Consider the following 25782-nt stretch of genomic DNA (forward strand, 5'->3'; position numbering starts at 1 on the left):
AAAAAATCTGCATGCGGCACGGCTCCGCACGGACGGGTATTCCATTGAATCGATAAAATGGACTAACGTTCCCCGGTGCCGTAAGGCGTCAGAATTCCCGGTCCTGGAAATCGCCGCAGGGCTATGCATCGGGACCCGGATTTTCAAGGAGTAACCAATGTCTGCGACTGTCTTTACCGGCTGCATGCCTGCCCTGATGACGCCCTGCGCGGCCGACCGGATGCCGGATTTCGACGCGCTGGTGAAGAAGGGGCAGGAGTTGATCGGCCTCGGCATGTCCGCAGTGGTCTATTGCGGCTCCATGGGCGACTGGCCGCTGCTGAGCGACGCGCAGCGCATGGAAGGGGTGGAAAGGCTGGTGAAGGCCGGAGTTCCGGTGGTCGTCGGCACAGGTGCGCAGAACACCAAAGCCGCTGCCGAACATGCGGCCCACGCGGCAAGGGTCGGCGCAAGAGGCCTCATGGTCATTCCGCGGGTCTTGTCGCGCGGCAGCTCGGTTGGCGCCCAGAGGCAGCATTTCCGCGCGGTCCTTGCCGCTGCGCCGGCGCTTCCGGCGGTGATCTACAACAGCCCCTATTACGGCTTCGCCACCCGTGCCGATCTCTTCTTCGAACTGCGCGAGAATCATCCCAACCTTGTCGGCTTCAAGGAGTTCGGCGGTCCGGACGATCTGCGCTACGCGGCGGAGAACATCACCTCGAGGGATGCTAACGTCACGCTGATGGTCGGCGTCGACACGGCGGTCTTTCACGGCTTCGTCAATTGCGGCGCGACCGGCGCGATCACCGGCATCGGCAACGCCCTGCCGCGCGAAGTCCTTCATCTGGTCGCGCTTTGCAGAAAGGCGGCCGAAGGCCATCCGGAAGCCCGCCGCAGGGCACAGGAACTGGAAGAGGCGCTTGCCGTCTTGTCGAGTTTCGACGAAGGCCCGGATCTGGTGCTCTATTACAAGTATCTGATGGTGCTCAACGGTGATGACGAATACCGGCTGCACTTCATCGAAACCGACGCACTGACGGACGCACAGCGGAACTACGCGAAAGCGCAGTACGATCTGTTCAGGACATGGTACGCGGACTGGGTCCGCGAGGGCGGAGTGATCGCCGAATGCATGTGATCGACAGTCACACCGAAGGCGAGCCCACCCGCGTCGTCGTTACGGGCGGCCCCGATCTGGGGCCAGGGTCTCTTGCCGAAAAGGCGGCGCGGTTTGGCAAGAACCACGCTGACTTTCGAGCCTCCGTCGTGCAGGAACCGCGCGGCCACGAGGCGATGATCGGCGCCCTGCTTGTTCCGCCCTCCCGCGAGGATTGCGCCGCTGCGGTGATCTATTTCAACACCCTGCAAAACCTTGGCATGTGCGGGCATGCCACCATCGGTCTGGCGGTGACGCTGGCGCATATGGGCAGGATCAAGCCGGGACGTCACAAGTTCGAAACACCGGTCGGCATCGTGGAAGCCGATCTTCTGGACGCCAACACGGTGTCGGTGGTGAATATAGAAAGCCGCCGCCTGCACAAGGACGTGAAAGTGGAGGTCGAAGGCCATGGCCCGGTGACCGGAGACGTCGCCTGGGGCGGCAACTGGTTCTTTCTGGTCAAGGACAGCCCGATCGCCCTGCAGGCGGAGAACATCCGGCCTCTGACCGACCTGACCCTGCGCATCAGGGCGGCTCTGGAGCGGGAGGGTGTCACCGGCACCGACGGCGCCTGGATCGATCATGTCGAGCTTTTCGGTCCGCCGCAGGATCCCGCCAACAACAGCCGGAACTTCGTCCTGTGTCCGGGCGGTTCCTATGACCGCTCGCCCTGCGGCACCGGCTCGTCTGCGAAACTGGCCTGTCTGGCCGCAGATGGCCTGCTGGCGCCGGGCAGGGACTGGATCCAGGAAAGCGTCATCGGCAGCACCTACCGGCTGAGCTATCGGCCCGGCCCTCACGGCGGGGTCATTCCAACCATCACCGGGCGGGCATTCGTGACCTCCGAGGCAGAACTTCTGTTCGACCCCGCCGACCCCTATCGGACGGGCATTCAAGTGGCTTGAGGCAAAGGCATGCGCAGCAGCAAGACCATCCACGTGATTTCCTGCCACGCCGAGGGCGAAGTGGGAGACGTGATCGTCGGTGGTGTTGCGCCGCCACCGGGGGAGACCCTGTGGGAGCAGCGCAGCTTCATTGCCCGTGACCGGACCTTGCGGGATTTTGTCCTGAACGAACCGCGCGGCGGTGTCTTCCGTCATGTCAATCTGCTGGTGCCGCCGAAACACCCCGAAGCCGATGCCGCCTTCATCATCATGGAGCCGGAAGACACGCCGCCGATGTCCGGTTCGAATTCCATTTGCGTCTCCACCGTGCTGCTCGACAGCGGCATCATCGCGATGCGCGAGCCGGTGACGGAGCTTGTTCTGGAAGCGCCCGGGGGCCTGGTGCGCGTGCGCGCCGAATGCCGAAACGGCAAGGCCGAACGCATTTTCGTTCAGAATGTCGCCAGTTTTGCCGGCAAGCTGGATGTACCGCTCGAGGTGGAAGGTGTCGGCACCCTGAGGGTCGACACGGCCTATGGCGGCGACAGTTTTGTCGTCGTCGACGCGAAGGCGCTCGGCTTCGCGATCACCGAAGACGAAGCCGCCGACATCGCCCGGCTCGGGGTCCGGATCACCCGCGCCGCGAACGAGCAGATCGGGTTTTCGCATCCGGACCTGCCGGACTGGGATCACATCTCCTTCTGCGCCTTTTGCGGTCCGCTTTCAGAAACCGCGCAAGGATTGACGGGACGCTCCGCCGTGGCGATCCGCCCCGGCAAGGTGGACCGCTCGCCGACCGGAACCGCGGTCTCCGCCCGCATGGCGCTTCTGGCGGCGAAAGGAAAGATGAAGCCTGGAGACACTTTCGAAGCGGTTTCCATCATCGGCTCACGCTTCATGGGTCGCATCCTCGGAGAGCAGAGTGTCGGCGGCCAAATGGGAATTGTTCCGGAAATCAGCGGCCGTGCCTGGATCACCGGCGTCCATCAGCACATGCTCGACCCGGACGATCCTTGGCCGTCAGGCTACAGGTTGAGCGATACCTGGGGTGCACAGTGATACGGGCATTGATGTCGGGCCTGTCTTGTGAAGCCAGATTTACTTTCCAAAAACGGAAACTATACCGGCTGTTATCTCAATTTACATTGCAAAAATTGTTAGTGAAGATGAGGCTCGAGGCGTGTGCGGAAAAGGCCGGGGCAGGTGTTTTCCGGGGTGGCCGGTCAGGCCTGAAAGCAGACGGGTAAGCCTGAAATCAGGTTGCCGTGCTCAAAAGACAATTCACTCGGAGGAGGATACATGAACAAGATCAGGAACGCGGTTCTCGCAGCCGCCATGCTTGCCGCTGGTGCGAGTACCGCATCGGCAGCGGAATACGAATTCAAGCTTCACCATTTCCTTGGTGAAAAAGCACCGGCCCATTCGCAGATGCTGGTGCCGTGGGCCAAGCAGGTCGAGGAAAATTCCGGCGGCAAGGTCGCCATCGAGATCTATCCGGCCATGACACTCGGCGGACGTCCGCCGGAGCTGATCAGCCAGGTGCGCGACGGCGTGGTGGATCTGGTCTGGACCGTCAACGGCTACACGCCGGGTCTTTTCCCGCGTTCCGAAGTGTTCGAGCTTCCGGGCATCCACACCAACGACCCGGCTGCCACGAACAAGGCCATGAAGGACATTTTCGAAAGCGACCTGAAGGAAGACTACAAGGGCGTCGAAGTCATGTTCCTGCATGTGCATGCGGGTCAGGCGATCCATATGCGCGACACCGAAGTGCATTCACCGGCGGATCTCGCCGGCAAGAAGATCCGCATCCCGACCCGGACCGGCGCCTGGGTGATCGAATCCCTTGGTGCAATTCCGGTCGGCATGCCGGTACCCGAACTGCCGCCGGCACTGCAGAAAGGCGTTATCGACGGAGCCTTCATTCCGTGGGAAATCATTCCGCCGCTGAAGATCCAGGAGCAGACCGAGTTCCAGATCGAAGGCGCCGACAAGGAACGCTTCGGCACCACCGTATTCCAGGTTTCCATGAACAAGGAACGCTGGGATGGCCTGCCGGAAGACATTCAGAAAGCCTTCAGCGACGCATCGGGTGACGAATGGATCCAGAAGGTCGGTGAAATCTGGGCGGGCGCAGACGATTTCGGCATCGGTCTCGCCACCAAGGCCGGCAACACCCACATCATGTTGTCGGAAGAGGAAACCGAAGCTTTCCGTGAGGCTCTTGCACCGGTCGCGGACCGCTGGGTTGAGGAAGTTTCCTCCAAGGGTATCGACGGCGCCGCGCTGGTTGAAAAGGCAAAGGCCGCAGCTGCGAGCCATGCTGCCAACTGATGACAGCCGATTCTGAAAACAGCAGCTCCGGTTTCACCGGGGCTGCTTCCCGCTTGATCACGCTCTGGGCGCTTCTTGGCGGAGGCCTTTTGCTTGTGGTCGTGCTGACCAACACCTTGTCCATTGTCGGTTCGGTTTTCGGAATTCCCGTCCCGGGAGACTTCGAATTGACGGAGATGGGTGTCGGAATCGCGGTGTTTGCGTTCTTGCCCTATTGCCAGCTTGTCGGGGCCAATGTGTCGGCCGACATTTTCACCTCCGGGGCTTCCAGGCGGACCATAGCTTTCTTCACGATGCTCGCATCGCTTGTCGCGCTCGGATTCGCAGGGCTGCTGATCTGGCGCATGTATTTCGGCATGCTCGACCAGAAGAATTACGATTACACGACGACCATTCTGCAGATCCCGCACTGGATGGCCTTCGTCCCGATCCTGATCTCCCTTGCCCTGCTCGCACTTGCGGCTTTCGTTACCCTGACCCGCGATCTGAAAGTGCTGTCGAAAGGACAATAATAATATGGCGGACGCGCTTTTCCTGGGGTTGGGCGGGCTGGTGGTTCTGGTCGTGCTCATCGCGATCCGGATGCCGATTGCCTATGCGATGATACTGGTCGGCGGTGTCGGCACCATGCTGCTGAACGGTCCGACCCTCGTTCTCAGCCAGTTGAAAACCCTGGCCTATGGCCAGTTCTCCATCTACGACCTGTCCGTGGTGCCGATGTTCGTGCTGATGGGCGCGATCGCGTCCAAGACCGGATTGAGCCAGGCGCTGTTCCGGGGCGCGAATGCCTGGCTCGGCTGGCTGCGTGGCGGCACAGCCATGGCGGCGATTGCGGGCTGCGCCGGCTTCGGTGCGGTCTGCGGCTCCTCCCTGGCCACCGCTTCGACGATGGGCAAGGTGGCCCTGCCGGAATTGCGGCGCTACAATTATTCAGGCGCGCTGGCGACAGGAACGCTGGCCGCCGGAGGCGTGCTCGGCATTCTGATCCCGCCGTCCGTGGTTCTGATCATCTATGCCATCATCGTGGAGGCGAACATCGTCACCATGTTCATGGCGGCGTTTCTGCCCGGCCTGCTGGCGGTCATCCTGTTTCTGCTGACCATTGCCATCTATGTGGCGATCAGGCCGGAGGCCGGCCCCAAGGGCGGTGTCGCCGACCGGCGCGAGTTCATCGAAGCCACTATGGGCATGATCCCTGTCCTGATCATCTTCGGACTGGTGATCGGCGGCATCTATCTGGGCTTCTTCAACCCGACGCCCGCCGCTGCCGTGGGTGTGTTCCTGGTCTTGCTGTTCGGACTGTTGCAGCGCAAGCTCGTCTGGCCGGACTTCATTTCCGCGCTCAAGGAAACGGCGTCCACGTCGGGGATGATCTATCTGATCATTCTGGGGGCCGAACTCCTGAAAATCTTCATGTCCCGTGTCGGCCTGCCACAGGAAACAGCTGCATGGATCGGCAGTTCCGGACTGGAGCCGATGACCGTGCTAATCGTGCTTCTGGTTGCCCTGATCGTGCTCGGCTGCCTGATGGACAGCCTGTCCATGATCCTGCTGGTAATCCCGTTCTTCTGGCCGGTGCTGGTTGATATCAACGGCGGCATCTATCAGGGCGCGGAGGGTGCGGGCTTCGGCATGAGCACCGAGGACCTGAAGATCTGGTTCGGGGTGCTGGCGCTGATTGTGGTCGAACTCGGCCTGATCACGCCGCCAGTCGGCATGAATGTCTTCGTGATCTCGTCCCTTGCCCGCGACACACCGATGATCGAGACCTTCAAGGGCGTCATGCCGTTTTTCGGCGCGGAGATCATCCGTGTGGTGCTGCTGGTGAGTTTCCCGGCCATCACGCTCTGGCTGCCGCGGGTGCTCAGCGGCTGACGCTGCAGACTATCGGGAACGGAACCTCAGGAAGCGTTTGACTTCTGCCGCCGGGCGAAGATCCGCTCGGACATGTCCCGCGCCGGTGCGATCGCCTCGCGGGGATCGAGGGCTGTGCGCCAGTCGATCCCGGCCGGACTGTTCTTTGCCAGGGTCTCCGCAAAAGGTGCGCTGCCGCTGGCGGCAGCGGCCACCAGATCTTTTGCCTGCGCCCGTGACACGCCGTTTCTGGCAAGCAGAAAGCTGGCTGTCTCCGCCATGATCTCCGGATTGGCTTCAAGGGAAGCATCAAGCATGTCGTCATGCGGTTTCAGGCTTGCGGCCAGTTCCTGGGCGTGGCCCAGGGCCGTACCCGTGGCCAGCAGCATTTGCGGCAGGAACATCCATTCAAGCGGCCACTTGGCCCCGTCGCGCTCCTCCGCGGGGTCGGCGGCGGCTGCAAGACCTGCCTGCGCGGCAATCGCGATCCGGTGAAGGGCCTGAATGGTCTCCGCCTGAACCGGATTGGCCTTTTGCGGCATCGTGGACGATCCTCCGCCCGTGCCGCTCGAAACTTCGGCTATGTCGCTGCGTCCCAGGAGAACGAGATCGCCGGCCATCTTGGCGAGCCCCGCACAGACCTGCTGCAACCATCCGGCCAGCATCAGAACCGGCGTCCGGTTGACGTGCCAGGAGGGGCTGTCCTCAAGTCCGAGTTCTTCCGCCAACGCCGCGCTGACGGCCGATCCGTCGGGCGCGATCGCACTGTTGATGCCGGATGCGCCGCCGAACTGCACCCGGAGAACGGAGGACTTCAGGTCGGGCAGGGCGTTTTCGGCATCGATGAGGGGATGCGCCCATTGGGCAATCCGGTAGCCCAGGGTGATCGGCGTGGCGATCTGGCTGCGGGTGCGTCCGGCCAGCAACCGGTCCGCATTCCGCTGACTTTGCGTTTCCAGCGTGTCGATCAACCGGTCGAGGCGCGACTGCAGGATATTCACGCACGCCCGGTTCTGCAGCGCTGCCGCCGTATCCATGACATCCTGACTGGTAGCACCCCAGTGGAGCCATTGCCCGGCCTCCTCGCCGGCGACCTTTCTGAGCACGGCAACAAGGGCGGGAACGGGAACGCCCGCCGATTGCGTGCCGCTCTTCAGCGTCGCGGGATCGATGTCCGCGTCCTTCAGCCGGTCTTCGATCGCCTGTGCCGCCTCCTGCGGAATGATCCCGAGCCTGCCCTGAACCTTCGCGAGCGCGCGCTCGAAGCGCACCATATGGGCCACGTCACTTCGGTCGCCGAGAAGCTCCAGCAGGTCCTCGTCGGCGAACAAACCGGAATAGATCGTACTGGAAAACAGGGAAACAGGCATTTAGGGGTCCGTGACCTTAAATATCGCCCTGCATTGAGAGCCAGGAAAAGACGCGGGTCAAGCGGCCTTGAGAGGAAGCTCGAGAATCTCGCGCGCCTGCTGCCATGTGGCGACAGGCCTTTCGTATTTCGCGCAAAGATCCGCTGCCCGTTTTACCAGAGCGGCATTGGAGGGTGCCAGTCTGTCCTTGTCGAGACGGACATTGTCTTCCAGGCCTGTACGCGTGTGACCGCCCGAGGCGATGCTCCACTCGTTGACCGTCAACTGATGCCGTCCGATGCCCGCGGCGCACCACTGGGCATCCGGAACCAAGCGTTCCACGGTCTTGATGTAGTAATCGAACACGTCCCGGTCGACCGGCATGGCATTCTTCACGCCCATGACGAACTGCACATAGAGTTTGCCGGGAATCCGTCCGTCCTTGTTCATGGCGGCCGCCTGGTGAATATGGCTGAGGTCGAAGGCCTCGATCTCCGGCTTCACATGGTGCGTGCGCATTTCGCTCGCGAGCCAGTCGACCAGATCCGGCGGGTTCTCGTAGACCCTTGTGGGAAAATTGTTCGACCCGACGGAAAGTGACGCCATGTCCGGCTGCAGCGGCAGCATGCCACCGCGCGCCTTGCCCGCGCCGGAGCGTCCGCCGGTGGAGAACTGGATGATCATGCCGGGACAGTGCTTTTCCAGGCCTTCCTTCAGGCGCGCGAACTTTTCCGGATCGGAAGAAGGTGTCTCGTCGTCGTTGCGCACATGGGCGTGGACGATGGACGCCCCGGCCTCGAAAGCTTCCTGCGAGCTTTCCACCTGCTCGGAGATGGAAATCGGCACGGCCGGATTGTTTTCCTTTTTCGGCACGGAGCCGGTGATCGCAACGCAGATGATGCAGGGTTTGGTCATGTCATTCTCTTGTTTGTCGGATCAGCAAGGCGGTCCGAAGCCGGCAATCGATTTTTCCTTGCCCATTTACTCCCTCATCCCGAGAAGGACCGCAAGGTCGCTCGAGGTCACGGCTCATGAATGAGGCAAAGGTGGCGTTCCGTCCGCTTTCGTCAGATATCGAAGAAGACGGTTTCGTCCTGTCCCTGCAGCTTGATGTCGAAGCGGTAGACCGGTTTCCCGTCGCGCTCGCTCTTGCGGGCGATCAGCGTTTGGCGCCGCTGTTCCCACTCAATCAGGTTGAGCACCGAATCCGCTGCATTGGCCTCCGTTTCATCCTCGAAATAGACCCTTGTCTGCAGGCCGACATTGATGCCGCGCGCCACGATCCAAAGGCTGATATGGGGCGCGATCACCTTGCCGTCCCGCTCGGTTACCGGGCCGGGCTTGACGGTGTCGAAGCCCCATTCGCCGGTATCGAAATCGGTGATCACGCGGCCCCAGCCGCGGAAGCCTTCCTCGACCTCGCCTTCATGTTCCGGGTGGGCATAGATGCCGTCCGCATTCGCCTGCCAGGCTTCCAGCAGCACATCCTTGATCGGCGAGCCCATTCCGTCGATGACGCAGCCCTCGACGCGAATACGCTCTCCTCTCGCGTTTGGACCGGCGATATCCCAGCCGAGTTCCTGCCGGTAGATGTCGAAACCGGCAGCTCCCGGCGCCAGGCCGATGTGCACATAGGGGCCGGCAGTCTGGGACGGGGTCTCTTTCAGATAGTTCAGTTCCTGTCGCATGATCAGTTCCCCTCCGGACGGTTCTCGAACATGGTGGACCTGCGGCCACGCACGACGATGTCGAACTTGTAAGCGATCGTATCCAGCGGGATCGTCGCATTCAGATCCAGCCGGGCGATGAGTTGTTCAATCGCCTGCGGGTCCGGGATCGACTTGAGGATCGGGCACTTGTCGATCAGGGGGTCGCCTTCGAAATAGCACTGGGTGATCAGTCTTTGCGCGAAGGCGGTGCCGAAGATCGACATGTGGATATGGGCGGGCCGCCAGTTGTTGATCCAGTTGCGCCAGGGATAGGCGCCGGGCTTCACGGTCCGGAAATGATAATAGCCGTTCTCGTCGCTCAGTGTCCGGCCACAACCGCCGAAGTTGGGGTCGATCGGCGCAATGTAAGTATCTTTCTTGTGCCGGTACCTGCCGCCCGCGTTCGCCTGCCAGATCTCCACCAGCGTGTTGGGGACCGGCCTGGCGTTCTCGTCCAGAACGCGGCCATGCAGGATGATGCGTTCGCCGATCGGGCTTTCGCCGGACTTGGCGTAATTGCTCAGAAGGTCCTTGTCGATCGGGTCGATATCATTGTGCCCGAAGACGGGTCCGGTGATTTCGCCGATGCCGGTTTCAAGGCTGATCATCGAATATTGCGGCGACCGCGATACGCTCGTCTTGTAATCCGGGGTCAGTGCCGGTGGATGCCACTCCCGGTCGCGCTGGTATAGAGGGCCTGGTTTCATGTTACGTCCTCCCGTTTGGCGTCTCCGCCCGATGGCCGTTCTCTTTCCATCTCCGCATAGGTTTCCTTGGCAAGCTTGAGCGCCTGATTGGCGCGCGGAACACCTGCATAGATGGCGACATGCTGAAAGGCCTCGAGCACATCCTGTTTGCTGGCGCCGGTGCGGGCGGTGGCGCGAATATGCATGGGAATTTCCTCGAAATTCCCGAGCGCCGCCAGCAGCGCGAGGGTCAGCATCGAACGTTCCCGGTTACCGATGCCGTCGGAGGCCCAGACGGTTCCCCACGCCCCTTCAGTGATCAGCGTCTGAAACGGTTCGTCGAACGCCGTCTTGGCGGCCTCCGCCCGGGCGACGTGATCGTCTCCCAGAACCGAACGTCTGACGTCCATGCCGCTTTCATATCGTTGTGACATGGAGATCCTCCTTGAAGAATGTCATGAGATGGCCGGCATATTGATGCGGCTGCTCGACGCAGGGCAAATGGCCCGCGGCTTCGATTTCAACATAGCGGCTTCCGGCAACTAGAGCTGCCGTGTTCCGCACCAGCTCCGGCGGGCTGGCAAGATCGTCTGCGCCGCCGATGCCGATGACGGGCATGCCAAGTTTCGCAGTGGAGGCTGTTAGATCCGTCCCGGCGATCGCCTCGCAGCAGCCGATATATCCCTCGGCCGGCGTCCGGGTCAGCATGTGTCTCCACGCCAGGCATTCGTCGCTCCGGCGAAATTCTTCGCAAAACCAGCGCTCGAGAATGGCGTCGGCAAGCGCATCGATCCCGCCGGTGCGGATCCGCGCGATCCGCTCCTGCCACATGGCCGCCTCGCCCATCTTCGCGCCCGTGTTCGACAGCACCAGACCCTGGATCAGGGACGGCTGCCTGCTCGCCAGGAGCTGCCCGATCATGCCGCCGATGGAAAGCCCGACGAATATGCACGAATGCACGCCGGCGTGCTTCAGGAGCTCCTGCGTATCCTCGACCAGGCTGTCCATGGAATAGGGAGCCGGCGGGCAGGACGACAGCCCGTGGCCGCGCTTGTCGAAGCGGATCAGCCGCAGGCCCTGTTTCGGCAACAGCGCAATCACCTTGTCCCAGAGCCGAAGGTCGGTCCCGAGCGAATTGGCGAAGACGACCGGCACCCCTTCCGGGTCTCCGTCTTCACGCCAGTGAATGTCAGCGGAGGAAAGCCTTGCGATCTTCATCAGTAGGGCAACCCGACATAGTTCTGCGCGAACCACTTCTGTGCCGTTTCGTGATAGTGAAGCGACTGGATCTCCGCGCGCTGCATCTTCAGATCGAACTCCGACTGATCCGGGAACCGGTGCAGCAGATTGGTGGTCGCCCAGCTGAAGCGTTCGGCTTTCCAGACGCGCGCCAGCGCCTTTTCCGAATAGCTGTCGATGCCCTCGCTGTCCTTGTCCAGATAGTAGCGGACCAGTCCTTCGTTGAGATAATGAACGTCCGACGCGGCGGTGTTCAGGCCCTTGGCGCCGGTCGGCGGCACGATATGGGCCGCATCGCCGCACAGGAACAGGCGGCCCCAGCGCATCGGTTCGCTGACGAAGGAGCGCAAGGGGGCAATCGACTTCTCGATGGAGGGGCCGGTCACCAGCTTGTCGGCGACGGAATCCGGGATCCGGCGTTTCAACTCGTCCCAGAACGCCTCGTCGCTCCATTCCTCGACCTTGTCTGTCAGCGCGCATTGAACATAGTAGCGCGACAGATGGTCGTTGCGCATCGAGCAGAGCGCGAAACCGCGGCTGGAATTCGCATAGATCAGTTCGTCATGAACAGGCGGCGTCTCCGACAGGATGCCCAGCCAGCCGAAGGGGAAGACCTTCTCGTATTCCTTGCGGACGGTTTCCGGGATCGTCTGGCGGCTGACACCGTGGAAGCCGTCGCAGCCGGCCACGAAGTCGCAATCGATCCGCTGGTCCTGCCCGTCCGCCCTGAAGGTCACATAGGGCGCATCGCTGTCCACATCGCGGATCTCGACACCCTCGACCTCGAAAATCGTCTTGCCGTTGGCGGCTTCCCGAGCGTCATAGAGATCGTGGGTGACTTCCGTCTGCCCGTAGACGATGACATTCTGTCCGATCAGTTTCTTGAAATTGACGTCGAACAGTTCGTTCTCGTAGGAAATGCAGGTGCCGTGGTGGACGAAGCATTCCTTCTCCATCCTGTCGGCAACGCCCGCCTCGCGCATCATGTTGACCAGGCCTGTTTCCAGGATACCCGCCCGGATGCGGCGCAGCACATAGTCGCGTGTCTTGCGCTCCAGAACGACGGTGTCGATGCCCTTGAGGTGCAGCAGCTGTCCCAGCAACAGTCCGGATGGCCCTCCACCCACGATGACGACCTGTGTCCGCATGTGTTTCTCCCTGTATTCTCACCATATTGAATGTCCGAAAAAGAGAAGTAAAATGAGAAATGAAGCCATTTTGTTTCTAAAACAGGAAACTAATACCCACCGTGATCGACCGTCGCATCAAGTTCCGCCACATCCAGTGTTTCGTTGAGATCGCACGCGAGCGCAGTCTGAAGCTGGCGGCGGACAAGCTCAACCTGACACAGCCGGCCATTTCGAAAACCCTCAAGGAGCTCGAGGAGATCATCGGGGCCACCTTGATGACGCGCAACAGGGCGGGCATTGCGCTGACCAAGCAGGGAAAGGTCTTCCTGCATTTCGCACAGATTTCCCTGGCGAGCCTGCAGCAGGGGCTGGACGGTGTCGAAAAGGAAGGCGAACATGCCCGCCCGACGCTCAAGGTGGGCGCCCTGCCGAGTGTCGCGGCCAGTTTCATGCCTTCGGTCGTACGCGAATTTTCGGAGATGGCGCCCAATGTCATGCTGCAGATCATGGACGGTCCGCATGGATATCTGATCGAGCGGCTGAAACTGGGAGAGCTGGATGTGGTCATCGGCCGGTTGGGGCAGCCGGCGGCGATGGAGGGAATGTCCTTCACCCAGCTTTATTCCGAACGGGTCGATCTGGTGGTCCGGTCCGGTCATCCGCTGCTCAAGGCACCCGATATCAAGCGGATCGTCGACTGGCCCGTGATCTACCCGCCGGAGGGATCTGCGATCCGCCCGCTGGTCGAGCGCCTGATGATTGCCAGCGGCGTCGGCGAAATCCCCAACAAGATCGAGACCGTTTCCGGCGCGTTCGGCCGTGTCTATACCCGCAGGACGGATGCGGTCTGGGTGATTTCCTCCGGTGTGGTTCTCAACGAGACGGCGGACGGCCATCTTGTCCGTCTGCCCTTCGATACCGGCATCACCAAGGGTCCGGTCGGCCTGATGGCCCGGCCGGACAGCCAGCCCGGCGCGGGCGAACAGGTATTCCGCCTCGCAGTGCAGGCTGTGATCGACGAACTCGGGCTGAAGTCGTAGACGCCCCTGGCCCGAGAGGGCCGGTGGCTGCGTCAGAGCCCGAGCATCTTGTGGATCTGCTCCTTGTCGATGCCGCCGCCGGCGAAGTCGTCGAAGGCCTTGTCGGTGACTTCGATGATGTGGTTGGCGATGAACGGCGCGCCTTCCGCGGCGCCCTGTTGGGGGGATTTCAGGCAGCACTCCCATTCCAGCACGGCCCAGCTGTCATAGCCGTGTTGCGCCAGCTTGGAGAAGATGCCGGAGAAGTCCACGTGACCGTCGCCGAGGGAGCGGAACCGGCCGGCGCGGTTGATCCAGCTCTGGTAGCCTGAATAGACGCCCTGGCGGCCGTCCGGATTGAATTCCGCATCCTTCACGTGATAGGCGCAGATGCGCTCGTGATAGATGTCGATGAAGGCGAGATAATCCATCTGCTGCAGCAGAAAATGCGAGGGATCGTAGTTGATCTGGCAGCGGCTGTGTCCGCCGAGCGCCTCGAGGAACATCTCGAAGGTGGCCCCGTCGAACACGTCCTCGCCGGGATGGATCTCGTAGCCGACGTCGACACCGTGTTCGTCATAGACATCGAGGATCGGCTTCCAGCGTTTCGCCAGCTCCGAGAAGGCTTCGTCGATGAGCCCGTCCGGCCGTTGCGGCCAGGGATAAAGATAGGGGAAAGCCAGCGATCCGGTGAAGCTGACGGAGGCGTCGAGGCCGAGGGTACGGCTGGCGACAGCCGCCTTCTTCATCTGGTCGACGGCCCACTCCTGGCGGGCTTTCGGATTGCCGTGAACCTGCGCCGGGGCAAAGGCATCGAAGGATAGATCGTAGGCCGGATGAACCGCAACGAGCTGGCCCTGCAAATGGGTGGAGAGCTCGGTGATCTCGACGCCGGCATCGGCGCAAACGCCCTTGATCTCGTCGCAGTAGGTCCGGCTTTCGGCTGCCTTGTCGAGATCGAACAGGCGGCTGTCGAAGGTGGGGATCTGGATACCCTTGTATCCGAGATCCGCCGCCCATTTCGCAATCGCTGGCAGCGTGTTGAACGGTGCCTCGTCTCCGGCGAACTGGGCGAGGAAAATTGCAGGTCCCTTGATCATTCCAGCCATGAATGCCTCCCTTTTATCTTGTTGAAGCGACCGCGCGTGTCACGTTCCCTCTGGTGCATATGAGAAACGGCTGAAGTCGGCGGTCTTGCCGAGGCCGGTCGTGTCGAAGGCGAGCATGCCGACAAAGGCGCCCGTGAACGATCCGTGTTCGCCGCGCCCGCCTTCGTCGGAAATCACGCTCGCATCGAGTTCCGGTCCGAAGGGTTGCCAGTCGCCGCCCTGCTTCCAGAAAAACTGCTGGCGCGCCTTGTCGACATCGACGGCAAGCTCGACCGGGCCGTCGGCAATCGCCACCGGATCGGCCGGGAAGCTGAGCCGTCCGTCCGGCCAGTTTCCCGGACAGGAGAGCAGCGTCAGACAGCGGCCGAGGCGTTCATTCCAGCTCACGGCAAGGAAATGGAACTTGTGCCGGTTGTAGTAGGTCGTCAGGCCCGCAGCCTGCTGGTAGGTGGTCGGGTCGAAGGCGGTCAGCGTCGTCTCCACACGGTAGGAAAGATGCTCCTGGCGCCGGGCGACGAGCGATTGCTCGTACCAGCTTCCGACGCTTTCCCGCCCGGTCAGGCGCAGCGCCGATCCCGTCAGGGTGAACAGCCGCTCGGGATAGGGCGTCCGCAGCCACTGGAATTCCTCCGGCAATTTTTTGCCGCTGAATTCCCGGTCGATCCGTTGCGGCGGCCGCGGGACGGCATCTCCCGGACCGGGAACGTCAAGCTGCGGCAGGGGGCCGCCCTCGTACAGATACAGCCAGCCGTCGTCGCGCCATTCGCATTTCTGGATCGCCGTCTCCCGTCCGAGCGGCGAGAACCGGCCCGGCAGGGGGCGGGAACACAGATGGGTGTGATAGACCTGACCGTCCGGCGTTTCCACGATCTGGCCATGGCCGGCCCGCTGCAGAGCACAGTCCGGAGCATCCTTCGCGGTGATCAGGAAGGTGTCGGGATGAAGCTCGTACGGCCCGTCGATCGATCGCGACCGGGCCATGGTGACAGCATGGCCGTATCCGGTGCCGCCTTCGGCGACGGTCAGATAGTACCAGCCGTCGCGCTTGTGAAGATGCGGGCCTTCGGTCAGCCCGTGGGCGCTGCCGGAAAAGATCTTTTTCGGCGTGCCGACAAGCCCGCCGGTTTCCGACCATTCCTGCAACAGGATACCATCGAAGGCCGGATGGCGCGGATGGCCGCCTATGGAGTTGGAAATATGGTTCCACTGGAGCACCAGGAACCATTTGCGCCCGTCGTCGTCGTGGAAGAGCGAGGGATCGAACCCGTGTGACGAAACATGGACCGGATCGCTCCACGGGCCCTCGATGGAGGGCGCGGTCACGATGTAGTTGTGCGCGTCCTTGAAATTCCCGTCCAGCCGCTTCACGTCCGTATAGACCAGCCAGAACCGTCCATCCGCATGGCTGAGGCAGGGCGCCCAGATGCCTCCGCTGTCCGGATTGCCGCGCATGTCGAGCTGGCTCGCGCGGTCGAGCGGACGGCAGGCCAGATCCCAGTTCACCAGATCTTTCGAGCGGTGGATCTGGACCCCCGGATACCATTCAAAGGTCGAGGTGGCGATGAAATACTCATCGCCCGCCCGACAGATGGAAGGATCCGGGTTGAAGCCCGGCAGGATGGGGTTGCGGATCATTTACGCTGGGGCCCCTTGCGCTCTGAGGATGCGGCCCACAGGTTGACATCCGCTTCGCGGGTCTTTGCCTCGATCTCCTGAAGTTCGGCGTCGGTGAAGTCCAGATTTTCGATACAGGCGACGCAATCCCTGACCTGCTCCGCCCGGCTGGCGCCGATCAGCGCCGTCGTGACCCGGCCGTGGCGCAGAACCCAGGCAAGCGCCATCTGGGCCAGTGTCTGGCCGCGCTTCGCGGCGATGTCGTTCAGCGCCCGGATGGTTGCCAGGTTGTCCTCGCTCAGGAAGCCGGTCTGCAGGGACTTGCCCTGGGACGCCCGGCTGCCTTCCGGAATGCCTTTCAGATACTTGTTCGTCAGCATGCCCTGGGCGAGCGGCGTGAAGGCGATGGAGCCGATACCAAGGTCGTCCAGCGTATCGAGCAGGCCGTCTTCTTCCACCCAGCGGTTGATCATCGAGTAGCTCGGCTGATGGATCAGGCACGGGGTGCCCAGCTCCTTCAGGATGGCGACCGCTTCGCGGGTGCGCTTCGAGTTGTAGGACGAGATGCCGACATAAAGCGCCCGCCCGGAGCGCACGATATGGTCGAGCGCCCCCATGGTTTCTTCCAGCGGCGTGTCCGGGTCGTAGCGGTGGGAATAGAAGATATCGACATAGTCGAGCCCCATCCGCTTCAGCGACTGGTCGCAGGAGGCGATCAGATACTTGCGGCTGCCCCATTCCCCGTAGGGCCCGGGCCACATGCCGTAACCTGCCTTGGACGAGATGATCATCTCGTCGCGGTAAGGCGCGAAATCCGTCCTCAGCAACTCGCCGAAAGCCTGTTCCGCGGCGCCCGGTCTGGGGCCGTAATTGTTGGCCAGATCGAAATGCGTGATACCGAGATCGAACGCGGTGCGGGCGATCTCGCGCTTGCGCTCATGCGGCGTGTCATCGCCGAAATTGTGCCACAGGCCGAGCGAGATCGCGGGCAGTTTCAGGCCCGAATTTCCGCACCGGCGGTATTCCATCTTGTCGTAGCGTGTTTGCGCGGCTGTCCAGGTCATGAAGTGCTCCAGTTCAGGCCAGAAGGCCCTGTGCAGCCTGCGGATCGAGAGCATCCGGCCGGCCGCAGGTCGTGTTGATGTCGATGAACCGCCCGCTTTCGCCCGAGGCGAGGATCGACGTCATGACGTCGACCACATGCAGGGCAAATTCCAGCGAGCAGCGGTGCGGACGGCCTTCCAGGATGGCGAGCGCCATGTCCGCAAGTCCGGCCGTCCGGTAATTTGCATGGGTTCGGTCGTTGCTCTTCGAGAACGGATGTTTCCAGGCTTCGGTAATATTAACGAAGCTGCCCTTCTCTGTCATGCGGACTTCGCCGCCGAAGAAATTCGGATCGGGAACATGCAGTGTGCCGTCCCGCCCGTAAAGCTCCATGTTGGAGTGGCCATGCTGCCAGACATCCCAGGAAGCGCAATAGGTGACCTGTGCGCCTGAATGGAATTCCATCACCGCGTGGATGGTGGTCGGTGTCTCCACCTTGATCTTTTCGCCGAAGCGCGGCTGGGAGGTGATGGTCCGCTCCTCCGATCCGGAGGAACTCATGGCGGTTACCCGTTTCACCGGTCCGAGAAGCTGCACCAGGTTGGAGACGTAATAAGGCCCGAGATCGAGGATCGGACCGCCGCCGGCCTGAAAGAAGAAGTCCGGGTTCGGATGCCAGCTTTCCATGCCAGGGCTCTGCACGAAACAGGTCCCGGACGTCACCTTGCCGATGGCGCCGCTATCGATCAGATGCCGGGCGAGCTGATGCGACCCGCCCAGGAATGTGTCCGGCGCGGAGCCGACCCGAAGACCCTTGGCCTCGGCGATGGCTGCAAGAGCCTGGCCCTGTTCGACACTCAGCACGAAGGGTTTTTCGGAATAGACGTGCTTGCCGGCTTCCAGCACCTGTTTCGATACGTCGAAATGGGCAGCCGGAACGGTCAGGTTGACGATGATGTCGATGTCGTCGGCGGCCAGCAGGCCCTCAACCGTTTCGGACCGCAGGCCGAACTCTTCGGCGCGGGCTTTCGCCGCCGCTTCGTTGATGTCCGCGCAGGCGCGTACCTCGATCCCCCGGAAAAGGGGCGAAAGGCGCATGTAGGCAGCGGAAATATTGCCGCATCCGAGGATGCCGATCCCAAGTGTCTTGCTCATGGTCTGTCCTCAATAGGTGCGAAAGGCGTCGATGGAACGGCTTGCGAAACGGTCGAAGTCGGACGGCTTGTCGTGCTCCATCACGAACAGGTTGACGCCGGCGCTGCGCAGGGCTGCCATGATGGCTTTCCAGTCGAGCGTGCCGTGTCCCACATCCGCCCAGCCGTCCTCGTCAAGGCACTCGCCTTCCGGGGCGATGTCCTTCACATGGGCGGTGGTGATGCGGTCCGCATGGCGGTCGATCCATTCGAGCGGATCCTGCCCGCCGCGGGCGATCCAGGCGATGTCGGCTTCCCACTCGATGGTCGGCGCCGCGGTGAGCAGAATGTCCATGGGCAACCGGCCGTCCGCGCAGGCGGCGAATTCGAAGTTGTGATTGTGCCAGCCGAACCGCAATCCGGCATCGCGCACCTTGGCGCCGATGGCTTCCAGGCGTTCGCCGATCGATTGCCACATGACCGCGTCCGACACGCGTTGTTCGGGCGGTACGGCCGGCACGAACAGGCGGCGCATACCGAGAGTCTCGGCGGTGTCGATGACCTTGTTGAAGTCGGTCTCAAACTGTTCCATCGGAAAGAAATGTCCGGACGGCATGGTCAGACCATTGGCGTCGAGAAGCTTTTTGAAGCCCGCCGCGTCCTCGTAATTACCGCCGAAACCCTCGACCTGCGTATAGCCGAGCTGCGCGAGTCGTTCGAGAACCGGTTCCCACGGGGTAAATTCACGCGCGGAATAGAGCTGGAAGGAGATATCCATCATACTTGTCCTGAATGTGCCGGAAATCGCGGTTTAAAGCCGGTTTTCCGTGGTTTTGTCGAAAAGGTTGGCGCGTGCAGGGTCGAACCCGATCGCTATGCTGTCGCCGGAGGCGATGGCGGCCTGACCGTCGAGGCGGATCCACAGCGCATGGCCCTCCGCGGTCACACGGGCAAGGGTATCCGAACCGAGCGGCTCCACGAGATTGACCTGTCCGTTCATGCGGATGGGCGCATTCTCGGCATCGGCTCCGCTGAGCATATGTTCCGGCCGGATACCGAACCAGGCCGTGCCTGGCGCCGGGGTACCGGCATCAAATTCGTATCCTTCAAGGGTGAAGGACAGGTCGCCCGTGGTGAAGCGCAGCTGGTCGCCGCCTTCGATCGCACCGTCAAAGAAGTTCATAGTCGGCGAGCCGATGAAATCGGCCACATATTTGCTGGTCGGTTTGTTGTAGATTTCGTGAGGTGTGTCGAGCTGCAGGATCTGCCCACCACGCATGATCGCGATCCGGTCGGCAAGCGTCATGGCCTCGATCTGGTCATGGGTGACGTAGATCATGGTATTCTGAAGTTGCTGGTGAAGCTGCTTGATCTCGACCCTCAGGTCCGCGCGCAGCTTGGCATCCAGATTCGACAGCGGTTCGTCGAACAGGAATACGTTCACATCCCGGACAAGGGCCCGACCGATCGCCGCGCGCTGCCTTTGGCCACCCGACAGGGCCGCCGGCTTGCGTTTCAGAAGCGGCTCGATCTGCAGGATCTTGGCCGCCCTGTTGACGCGGTCCTCGATTTCGGCCTTCGGCAGGCCCGCGTTTTTCAGCCCGAAACTGAGATTGCCGGCAACCGTCATCTGCGGATAGAGCGCATAGCTTTGAAACACCATGCCGATGCCGCGTTGTGACGGCTCTTCCCAGGTGACGTTTCGGCCGCCGATGAAGATCTGCCCGTCGGTGATGTCCAGCAGGCCGGCAATGCAATTGAGCAAAGTGGATTTGCCGCAGCCGGAAGATCCTAGGAGCACGAGAAATTCGCCTTGCCCGACTTCCAGGTTCAGGTCTTTCAGGACCTTCAGGTTGCCGAAACTCAGGGCAAGGTTCTTGATGGAGATACTTGGTTCCATGGGTTATTCAGCCTTTCACAGCACCGGCGGCGATGCCGCGTACAAACAGCTTTCCGGAAAGGAAGTAGACGGTAAGCGGCACCAGGCCGGTTATGATGGTTGCTGCCATGTTGACGTTGTATTCCTTCACGCCCTGAACCGAGTTGACGATGTTGTTCAGCTGCACGGTCATCGGGTAGGTGTCGGGCTTGGTGTAGACGACGCCGAACAGGAAGTCGTTCCAGATGCCGGTGATCTGCAGGATGATCGCGACGACGAAGATCGGCAGCGACATCGGCAGCATGATCTGGAAGTAGATGCCCCAGAAGCCTGCGCCGTCGACCCGGGCGGCCTTGAACAGTTCCTCCGGAACGGAGACGAAATAGTTCCGGAACAAGAGTGTCAGGATCGGCATGCCGAAGATCGTATGGACGATCACAAGCCCGGTGAGCGAGCCGTAGACACCGATCTCCCGCAGCACGATCACGATGGGATAGATCATCACCTGATACGGAATGAAACTGCCGAAGATCAGGATGGTGAAGAACACCTCGGAACCGCGGAAACGCCAGTTGGCCAGCGCATAGCCGTTCACGGAAGCAATCGCGATGGAGATGATCACTGACGGCACGGTGATCCGGACGGAATTCCAGAAGCCGCGGCTCAGACCGTCGCAGTTGAGACCGGTGCAGGCTTCCGACCAGGCCTTCACCCACGGCTCGAAGGTGATTTCAACCGGCGGGGCGAAGATATTGCCTAACCGGATTTCCGGCATGCCCTTGAGCGATGTCACAACCATCACGTAGAGCGGCAGCAGATAGTAGACCGCGATGACGATCAACGTGCCGTAGAGCATGATGTTGCGTCGCGAGAAAATGGGCTTCGGACGTCGTCCGAACGGCCCGGTAACTGCGGCGGTATCTGTCAGAACCTGTGAGTCAGCCACGGCGTTTGCCTCCGAATTCCAGATAGGCCCAGGGGATGACGATGATCGCCACTGTGAGAAGCATGATGCTCGAGGCGGCGAAGCCCTGGCCGAGGTTCTGCGACTGGAACATGTAGTCGTAGACGTATTTCGCCGGCACTTCCGATGCGATGCCCGGCCCGCCGCCGGTCTGCGCGACGATCAGGTCATAGACCCGAACGATGCCGGAAGTGATGATGACGATGGTGGTGATGAACACGGGCCGCATCATCGGAATGACGATGAACAGATAGGTCTTCCACATGGGAATGCCGTCGACGCGGGCGGCTTTCCAGATGTCTTCGTCAATGCCGCGCAAGCCCGCCAGCATTAGGCACATCACCAGTCCGGTTCCCTGCCACAAGCCGGCGATCAGGACACCGTAGATAACGATGTTGGCATTGTAGAGAGGGTCGAAGTTGAAACTCTCCCAGCCAAGGCTGCGCACCGCGTGCTGAACGCCGAAATCCGGATTGAGAATCCACTGCCAGACCAGACCGGTGACGATGAATGAAAGGGCGAATGGGTAAAGCAGGATTGTCCGGAAGGTGTCCTCGAAACGGATCTTCTGGTCGAGAAGCGCTGCCAGCAGAAAGCCGATGAGAAGGGAAAAGATCAGCGAAAGGCTTCCATAGATCAGCAGGTTCTCGATCGAGACCAGCCAGCGGCGGGTCCCCCACAGGCGCTCGTACTGATCGAAGCCGACGAAATCCAGCTTGGGCAGAAGCTTCGACTTGGTGAATGAATAGAAGATCGTCCAGAGGGTGCAGCCGACGAAAATCACCAGCGCCGTCAGGATCATCGGGATCGATGCGATCTTCGCGTTCAGATTCCGGAAAGGCTGAAAAGGTTTGTCGTTGGCCACTGTCTGCTACGTCCTTGGCAATAGCGTGGACGGAGCCGTGGAGCCCTGACGGGCTCCACGGCGCTCATTGTCGGAAGAAAGTTAGGGATCAGTCCCCTTGCGCAACGATGTCGACGAACCGCGCCTGAGCGTCTTCGGCCGTGATGCTTTCGTCGTTGAAGAATTCGACGAACAGATCGTTGAGCTGTGTGTTGGTATCCTCGGTGTTGAGCTGGTTCACGTCCGGAAGCGTGTTGCCCGATGCGAGGATCTTCAGACCCTTCTTCATACAGTCGTTTGCGGTTGCCAGATCGACGTCGCCGCGAACCGGCAGCGAGCCCTTCTTGAGATTGAAGGCGACCTGCACGGCCGGCGAAACCATCAGCGAAGCGAGTTGATCCTGCGCTTTCTGGACTTCCGGGTCGTCAACGACCGGGAAATAGAACGCGTCGCCGCCCGTCGAGATCACCTCGTTCACACCAAGGCCCGGCAGACAGGTGTAATCCTCACCGGCAACCTGGCCCGCGACCTGGAATTCGCCCTGGGCCCAGTCGCCCATGATCTGTCCCCCGGCCTGACCCGTGATGACCAGGTTTGTCGCCTGGTTCCAGTCCTGAACGTTGGATCCCTTGCGCATGCGCCGGGCATCCTCCGCAGCCTTGAAGACCCGTTCAATTTTCGGGCCCGCGGCGACTTCGACGTCTTTTTCGCCGTAGACCTGGATGAGTGTTTCAGGACCTGCAAGCGTTGCGATGAGAACGTTGAACAGACCTGAATTCTGCCAGGGCTGCTGACCGAGGGCGAGCGGAACGACACCGGCTTCCTCGAGCTTCGGCGCCGCAGCGACAAATTCGTCCCAGTTGTTCGGGACCGGAATACCGGCTTTTTCGAAAGCTGCGTTCGACAGCCATAGCCATTGCCAGGAGTGGATGTTCACGGGCACGCAGTAGATGCGGCCGTCCACGGTGCAGCTGTCCAGCAGTGACGGCGGATTGATGATGTCTTTCCAGCCTTCGGCTTCGGCGATGTCCGTCAGGTCGCGCATCAGGCCGGCTTCGATCAGCTCTTCTGTCTGGCGGCCGTGGTTGAACTGTGTGGCGCCCATCGGATCGCCGCCGATGATGCGGCTGACCATTACGGGACGTGCCGTTCCGCCACCGCCGGCGATGGCGCCATCGACCCAGTTGTTGCCGGTCGCGTTAAAGGCTTTTGCAAATTCGGCGACCGCCGCGGCTTCGCCGCCGGATGTCCACCAATGCGTGACTTCAAGATCTGTTGCGTTCGCTGCGGTTGCTGCGCATAGAGCAGTGGTCGCGGCAAAAATTGCGCGTAATGCTTTCATATCATCCTCCCACCGAACAGGTCTGTTCGATTGCACTTAACAATACGGCCTCCACCGCATTTTAAATCGATTACATCTGGTTGTTTCTCTTTATGTAATCGATTACATTCATAATTCTCAGGAAACGGGCTCATGTCAACCCGAAATTGTGAGCGAAGAAAAAAACGAAACGCACCGGAGACGGGTTTGGTTCAAAAAAGTGCCACAATTCAGGATGTTGCTCGACAGGCAGGGGTTTCGACGGCAACAGTCAGCCGCGCCCTCAGCAACCCGGAACTCCTGACGGAGGCGACGCGCGAAAGCGTGTTCGCGGCAATCCGCTCAACCGGATACCGTGTCAACCGGGCGGCGCGAAACCTGCGGACACGGCAGGCCGGTGCGGTGCTGGTGCTGGTCCCCAACCTGGGCAATCCGTTTTTCTCCCAGATCCTGGCGGGAATAAGCGAAGCGATCGGTGAGAGAGACTATTCCGTCCTGGTCGTCGATACCAATGACCACACCAGCACCGGAAAACTGCTGGTCGACTACTTTCTGGACTCGCAGATCGACGGCATGATCTGCCTGGATGGATCGGTGTCGAGCCACGAGTTGCAGCAGTTTGAAGAAAACGGCGTCTCCGGGCAGATCGTCTTCGCCTGTGAGTGGGTGCATGGATCAGACCTTCCGTCGGTCCGAAGCGACAACAATCGCGGCGCCCGGCTGGCCGTTCGCCATCTGTATGAACTCGGGCACCGGAAGATTGCCCATGTCACCGGACCCGAGGACAATGTCCTAACCCACACCAGGCGCGAAGGCATGCTTGCGGAGCGGGAACGTCTGGACCTGCCATTCCGGGAGGAGTGGATCATCCGTGGAGACTTTTCCCTGAAGTCCGGGCGCGATGCGGTAGAAAAGATCCTGGCGATGGACGAAAGGCCGACTGCTGTCTTTTGCGCTTCGGACCAGGTGGCCTTCGGTCTGATTTCCACGCTGGCCGCGAACGGGATAAGGGTGCCGGAGGATATTTCCGTCATCGGCTTCGACGATATCGAGCTCTCCGAATATTACGTGCCGGGGCTGACAACCATCCGCCAGGACCGCCGCGCACTGGGCGTTCAGGCGGCCGCACTGCTGCTGGAAGGCATGGATCCGGCAGGCGCTGTTGCAGGGCTGCGCAGGTCGCCGGTCATGCTCGATGTGGAACTGGTCGTTCGCGCAAGCGCTGCGGCCCTCGGCCGTTAAGGCGCTGCCGGAGGATCACCGGTTACAGGTTCGATTGCGGACAATCCTGTTTCCGATGAACATGTCGACCAGCCATATAAGCTAGTAAAATCATATATTTGCAATGGAAAGCATCTGCCAGACCCTGCAACAGCGCAGGGCTTTGCCTTTGTTTGTGGTCGGCCGACTCCCTGCACGAAGATGTCGCGCACCGACATCTTGGCCACTTTGAAATCAGCGCAGGATTATTTGGTCAGGTAATAAAGGCGTCAAAGAGATAGTTAAATTTTAAACTATTACAGTGCGTGGCTATAAGTGAAATATTATCACCTGAAGGCAAATAATTTCTCATAGAAACAAATATACAACCAGAAGAATAATTAAGTTGTATTTCGAATTACCGCGCAAAATTCACTTTTACTCTAATTTTTATTGTATATTTAGGAAAATATTAACTTGAATAAGCTAGATTAGCAAGCGCGCACAAGATTAGGTGGTAAAGATGAGAGTTTTGACCTTCGCCTTGGTGTTCTCGCTAGGAGCGTTTCTACAGCTGACCCCGGCTGCAATTGCGGATTCCGACCTCAATGTCGTCGGAACCGGTGACGGCCTTGAAATGCTCCGCGAGATTGGCAAAGGCTTTTCAGCTGCTCACCCCGCTATTGAGTTGTCGATCCCCCCGAGCATCGGCTCCGGAGGTGGAATTGCAGCGGTCAGCTCCGGTTCGGAGCGGCTCGGCCGGGTTGCCAGGCCCTTGAAGGACAGCGAAGTCCAGTATGGTTTGATCTACCTGCCGATCGCCAGAATTCCGAGTGCGATTTTCACCCATCCTTCTACCGGGATTAAAGGCCTGACAAGTGAAGAACTGGTAAAAATATATACTGGTGAAATTACGAACTGGTCGGAAGTGGGCGGCGCGGACCTGCGGGTCAGGCTCGTCCGGCGGGAGGACGCCGACAGCACGTTGCAGGTTCTGCGCGGCTCCATGCCCGGCTGGACGGACCTGGAATTTTCACCGCGGTCCAAGACGGCGCTGACCACGCAGGAGGCGATTGCAAGCGCCCGCGAGGTTGAAGGAGCTATTGCCTTCGGCCCTTACTCCCTTCCCCTCGAGGACGGGCTCAATGTGCTTGAGATAGATGAAAGTCATCCCACGGAAGACAGCTATCCAAGCGCCGTCACGCTGGCCCTGATCTACAAGGACGGCACCATGGATGCCCAGATGGAGGCATTCATCGACTACGCCCAGTCCGATCGCGCGCGCAGCCAGATTCGCGACTTCGGCGGTGTACCGGTTCTGAAATAGCTTCA

At 60.9% G+C, this 25782-nt stretch carries 25 protein-coding genes; 9 read left to right on the forward strand and 16 right to left on the reverse strand.

Annotation, left to right across the window (positions count from 1 at the left end; all coding sequences use genetic code 11):
- Positions 1–157: 157 nt before the first annotated feature.
- The 6 genes from Q1B40_RS00855 (at position 158) to Q1B40_RS00880 (ending at position 6231) form a co-directional block, all read left to right on the forward strand.
- Positions 158–1117, forward strand: a complete 960-nt coding sequence (locus tag Q1B40_RS00855) for a dihydrodipicolinate synthase family protein (RefSeq protein WP_299808605.1) — start codon at positions 158–160, stop codon at positions 1115–1117.
- Positions 1108–2043 (forward strand): proline racemase family protein, encoded by a 936-nt coding sequence (locus Q1B40_RS00860; RefSeq protein WP_299808608.1) that lies wholly within the window; start codon positions 1108–1110, stop codon positions 2041–2043. Before Q1B40_RS00855 ends, Q1B40_RS00860 begins: the two co-directional genes overlap by 10 nt.
- Before the next feature lie 9 nt (positions 2044–2052).
- Positions 2053–3081 carry a proline racemase family protein gene (locus tag Q1B40_RS00865; protein ID WP_299808611.1) on the forward strand — a complete coding sequence of 343 codons (1029 nt, stop codon included), beginning with the start codon at positions 2053–2055 and terminating at the stop codon, positions 3079–3081.
- A gap of 240 nt (positions 3082–3321) precedes the next feature.
- On the forward strand, positions 3322–4356 hold the full coding sequence (locus Q1B40_RS00870) for a TRAP transporter substrate-binding protein (RefSeq protein ID WP_299808614.1): 1035 nt from the start codon (positions 3322–3324) through the stop codon (positions 4354–4356).
- Positions 4356–4868 (forward strand): TRAP transporter small permease, encoded by a 513-nt coding sequence (locus Q1B40_RS00875; RefSeq protein ID WP_299808617.1) that lies wholly within the window; start codon positions 4356–4358, stop codon positions 4866–4868. The genes Q1B40_RS00870 and Q1B40_RS00875 overlap by 1 nt, the downstream gene beginning before the upstream one ends.
- A 4-nt stretch (positions 4869–4872) precedes the next feature.
- Positions 4873–6231, forward strand: coding sequence for a TRAP transporter large permease (locus tag Q1B40_RS00880; protein WP_299808620.1), 1359 nt, complete (start codon positions 4873–4875; stop codon positions 6229–6231).
- A 26-nt stretch (positions 6232–6257) separates the two neighbouring features.
- On the opposite strand, the gene Q1B40_RS00885 is transcribed toward Q1B40_RS00880, so the two are convergent.
- The 7 genes from Q1B40_RS00885 to pobA form a co-directional block, all read right to left on the reverse strand.
- Positions 6258–7580 carry a lyase family protein gene (locus Q1B40_RS00885; RefSeq protein WP_299808623.1) on the reverse strand — a complete coding sequence of 441 codons (1323 nt, stop codon included), beginning with the start codon at positions 7578–7580 and terminating at the stop codon, positions 6258–6260.
- 57 nt (positions 7581–7637) lie between these two features.
- The gene (locus tag Q1B40_RS00890; protein WP_299808626.1) at positions 7638–8474 is read right to left on the reverse strand and encodes a 3-keto-5-aminohexanoate cleavage protein; all 837 of its coding nucleotides are present in this window, start codon (positions 8472–8474) and stop codon (positions 7638–7640) included.
- A gap of 152 nt (positions 8475–8626) precedes the next feature.
- Positions 8627–9247 (reverse strand): protocatechuate 3,4-dioxygenase subunit alpha, encoded by a 621-nt coding sequence (gene pcaG, locus Q1B40_RS00895; RefSeq protein ID WP_299808629.1) that lies wholly within the window; start codon positions 9245–9247, stop codon positions 8627–8629.
- Between the two features lie 2 nt (positions 9248–9249).
- Positions 9250–9975, reverse strand: a complete 726-nt coding sequence (gene pcaH / locus Q1B40_RS00900) for a protocatechuate 3,4-dioxygenase subunit beta (protein ID WP_299808632.1) — start codon at positions 9973–9975, stop codon at positions 9250–9252.
- Entirely contained in the window at positions 9972–10388 is a 417-nt protein-coding gene (pcaC, locus tag Q1B40_RS00905; RefSeq protein ID WP_299808635.1) for a 4-carboxymuconolactone decarboxylase, read from the reverse strand. The genes pcaH and pcaC overlap by 4 nt, the downstream gene beginning before the upstream one ends.
- The gene (pcaD, locus tag Q1B40_RS00910) at positions 10372–11172 is read right to left on the reverse strand and encodes a 3-oxoadipate enol-lactonase (protein WP_299808638.1); all 801 of its coding nucleotides are present in this window, start codon (positions 11170–11172) and stop codon (positions 10372–10374) included. Before pcaD ends, pcaC begins: the two co-directional genes overlap by 17 nt.
- Positions 11172–12341: a 4-hydroxybenzoate 3-monooxygenase gene (pobA, locus tag Q1B40_RS00915; protein WP_299808641.1), complete on the reverse strand. Its 1170-nt coding sequence runs from the start codon at positions 12339–12341 to the stop codon at positions 11172–11174. Before pobA ends, pcaD begins: the two co-directional genes overlap by 1 nt.
- 101 nt (positions 12342–12442) lie before the next feature.
- On the opposite strand from pobA, the gene pcaQ reads away from it, so the two are divergent.
- Positions 12443–13363 carry a pca operon transcription factor PcaQ gene (gene pcaQ / locus Q1B40_RS00920; protein WP_299808644.1) on the forward strand — a complete coding sequence of 307 codons (921 nt, stop codon included), beginning with the start codon at positions 12443–12445 and terminating at the stop codon, positions 13361–13363.
- Between the two features lie 32 nt (positions 13364–13395).
- Here the strand turns inward: pcaQ and Q1B40_RS00925 are convergent, their stop codons facing one another.
- From Q1B40_RS00925 to Q1B40_RS00965, 9 genes are all read right to left on the reverse strand, one after another.
- The gene (locus Q1B40_RS00925; RefSeq protein ID WP_299808648.1) at positions 13396–14451 is read right to left on the reverse strand and encodes a sugar phosphate isomerase/epimerase; all 1056 of its coding nucleotides are present in this window, start codon (positions 14449–14451) and stop codon (positions 13396–13398) included.
- 39 nt (positions 14452–14490) lie between these two features.
- Positions 14491–16086, reverse strand: coding sequence for a glycoside hydrolase family 43 protein (locus Q1B40_RS00930; RefSeq protein WP_299808651.1), 1596 nt, complete (start codon positions 16084–16086; stop codon positions 14491–14493).
- On the reverse strand, positions 16083–17129 hold the full coding sequence (gene mgrA, locus Q1B40_RS00935) for an L-glyceraldehyde 3-phosphate reductase (RefSeq protein WP_299808654.1): 1047 nt from the start codon (positions 17127–17129) through the stop codon (positions 16083–16085). The genes Q1B40_RS00930 and mgrA overlap by 4 nt, the downstream gene beginning before the upstream one ends.
- 13 nt (positions 17130–17142) lie before the next feature.
- Positions 17143–18264 carry a Gfo/Idh/MocA family oxidoreductase gene (locus tag Q1B40_RS00940; RefSeq protein ID WP_299808657.1) on the reverse strand — a complete coding sequence of 374 codons (1122 nt, stop codon included), beginning with the start codon at positions 18262–18264 and terminating at the stop codon, positions 17143–17145.
- Positions 18265–18273: 9 nt separating this feature from the next.
- Entirely contained in the window at positions 18274–19023 is a 750-nt protein-coding gene (locus Q1B40_RS00945; RefSeq protein ID WP_299808660.1) for a sugar phosphate isomerase/epimerase, read from the reverse strand.
- A gap of 30 nt (positions 19024–19053) precedes the next feature.
- The gene (locus Q1B40_RS00950) at positions 19054–20142 is read right to left on the reverse strand and encodes an ABC transporter ATP-binding protein (protein WP_299808663.1); all 1089 of its coding nucleotides are present in this window, start codon (positions 20140–20142) and stop codon (positions 19054–19056) included.
- A gap of 7 nt (positions 20143–20149) precedes the next feature.
- The gene (locus Q1B40_RS00955; RefSeq protein WP_299808666.1) at positions 20150–21067 is read right to left on the reverse strand and encodes a carbohydrate ABC transporter permease; all 918 of its coding nucleotides are present in this window, start codon (positions 21065–21067) and stop codon (positions 20150–20152) included.
- Positions 21060–21950 (reverse strand): carbohydrate ABC transporter permease, encoded by an 891-nt coding sequence (locus Q1B40_RS00960; RefSeq protein WP_068415492.1) that lies wholly within the window; start codon positions 21948–21950, stop codon positions 21060–21062. Before Q1B40_RS00960 ends, Q1B40_RS00955 begins: the two co-directional genes overlap by 8 nt.
- A gap of 88 nt (positions 21951–22038) precedes the next feature.
- The gene (locus Q1B40_RS00965) at positions 22039–23271 is read right to left on the reverse strand and encodes an ABC transporter substrate-binding protein (RefSeq protein ID WP_299808671.1); all 1233 of its coding nucleotides are present in this window, start codon (positions 23269–23271) and stop codon (positions 22039–22041) included.
- Positions 23272–23457: 186 nt separating this feature from the next.
- On the opposite strand from Q1B40_RS00965, the gene Q1B40_RS00970 reads away from it, so the two are divergent.
- Together Q1B40_RS00970 and Q1B40_RS00975 are read left to right on the forward strand one after the other, a co-directional pair.
- Complete coding sequence (locus Q1B40_RS00970; protein WP_299808674.1) at positions 23458–24492, forward strand: LacI family DNA-binding transcriptional regulator; 1035 nt, start codon at positions 23458–23460, stop codon at positions 24490–24492.
- Between the two features lie 481 nt (positions 24493–24973).
- A complete protein-coding gene (locus Q1B40_RS00975) occupies positions 24974–25777 on the forward strand; it encodes a substrate-binding domain-containing protein (RefSeq protein WP_299808679.1) in 804 nt (267 codons plus the stop codon).
- Positions 25778–25782 lie beyond the last annotated feature (5 nt).

The organism is uncultured Roseibium sp. (assembly GCF_947496995.1).
In the GTDB taxonomy this organism is placed as follows: domain Bacteria; phylum Pseudomonadota; class Alphaproteobacteria; order Rhizobiales; family Stappiaceae; genus Roseibium.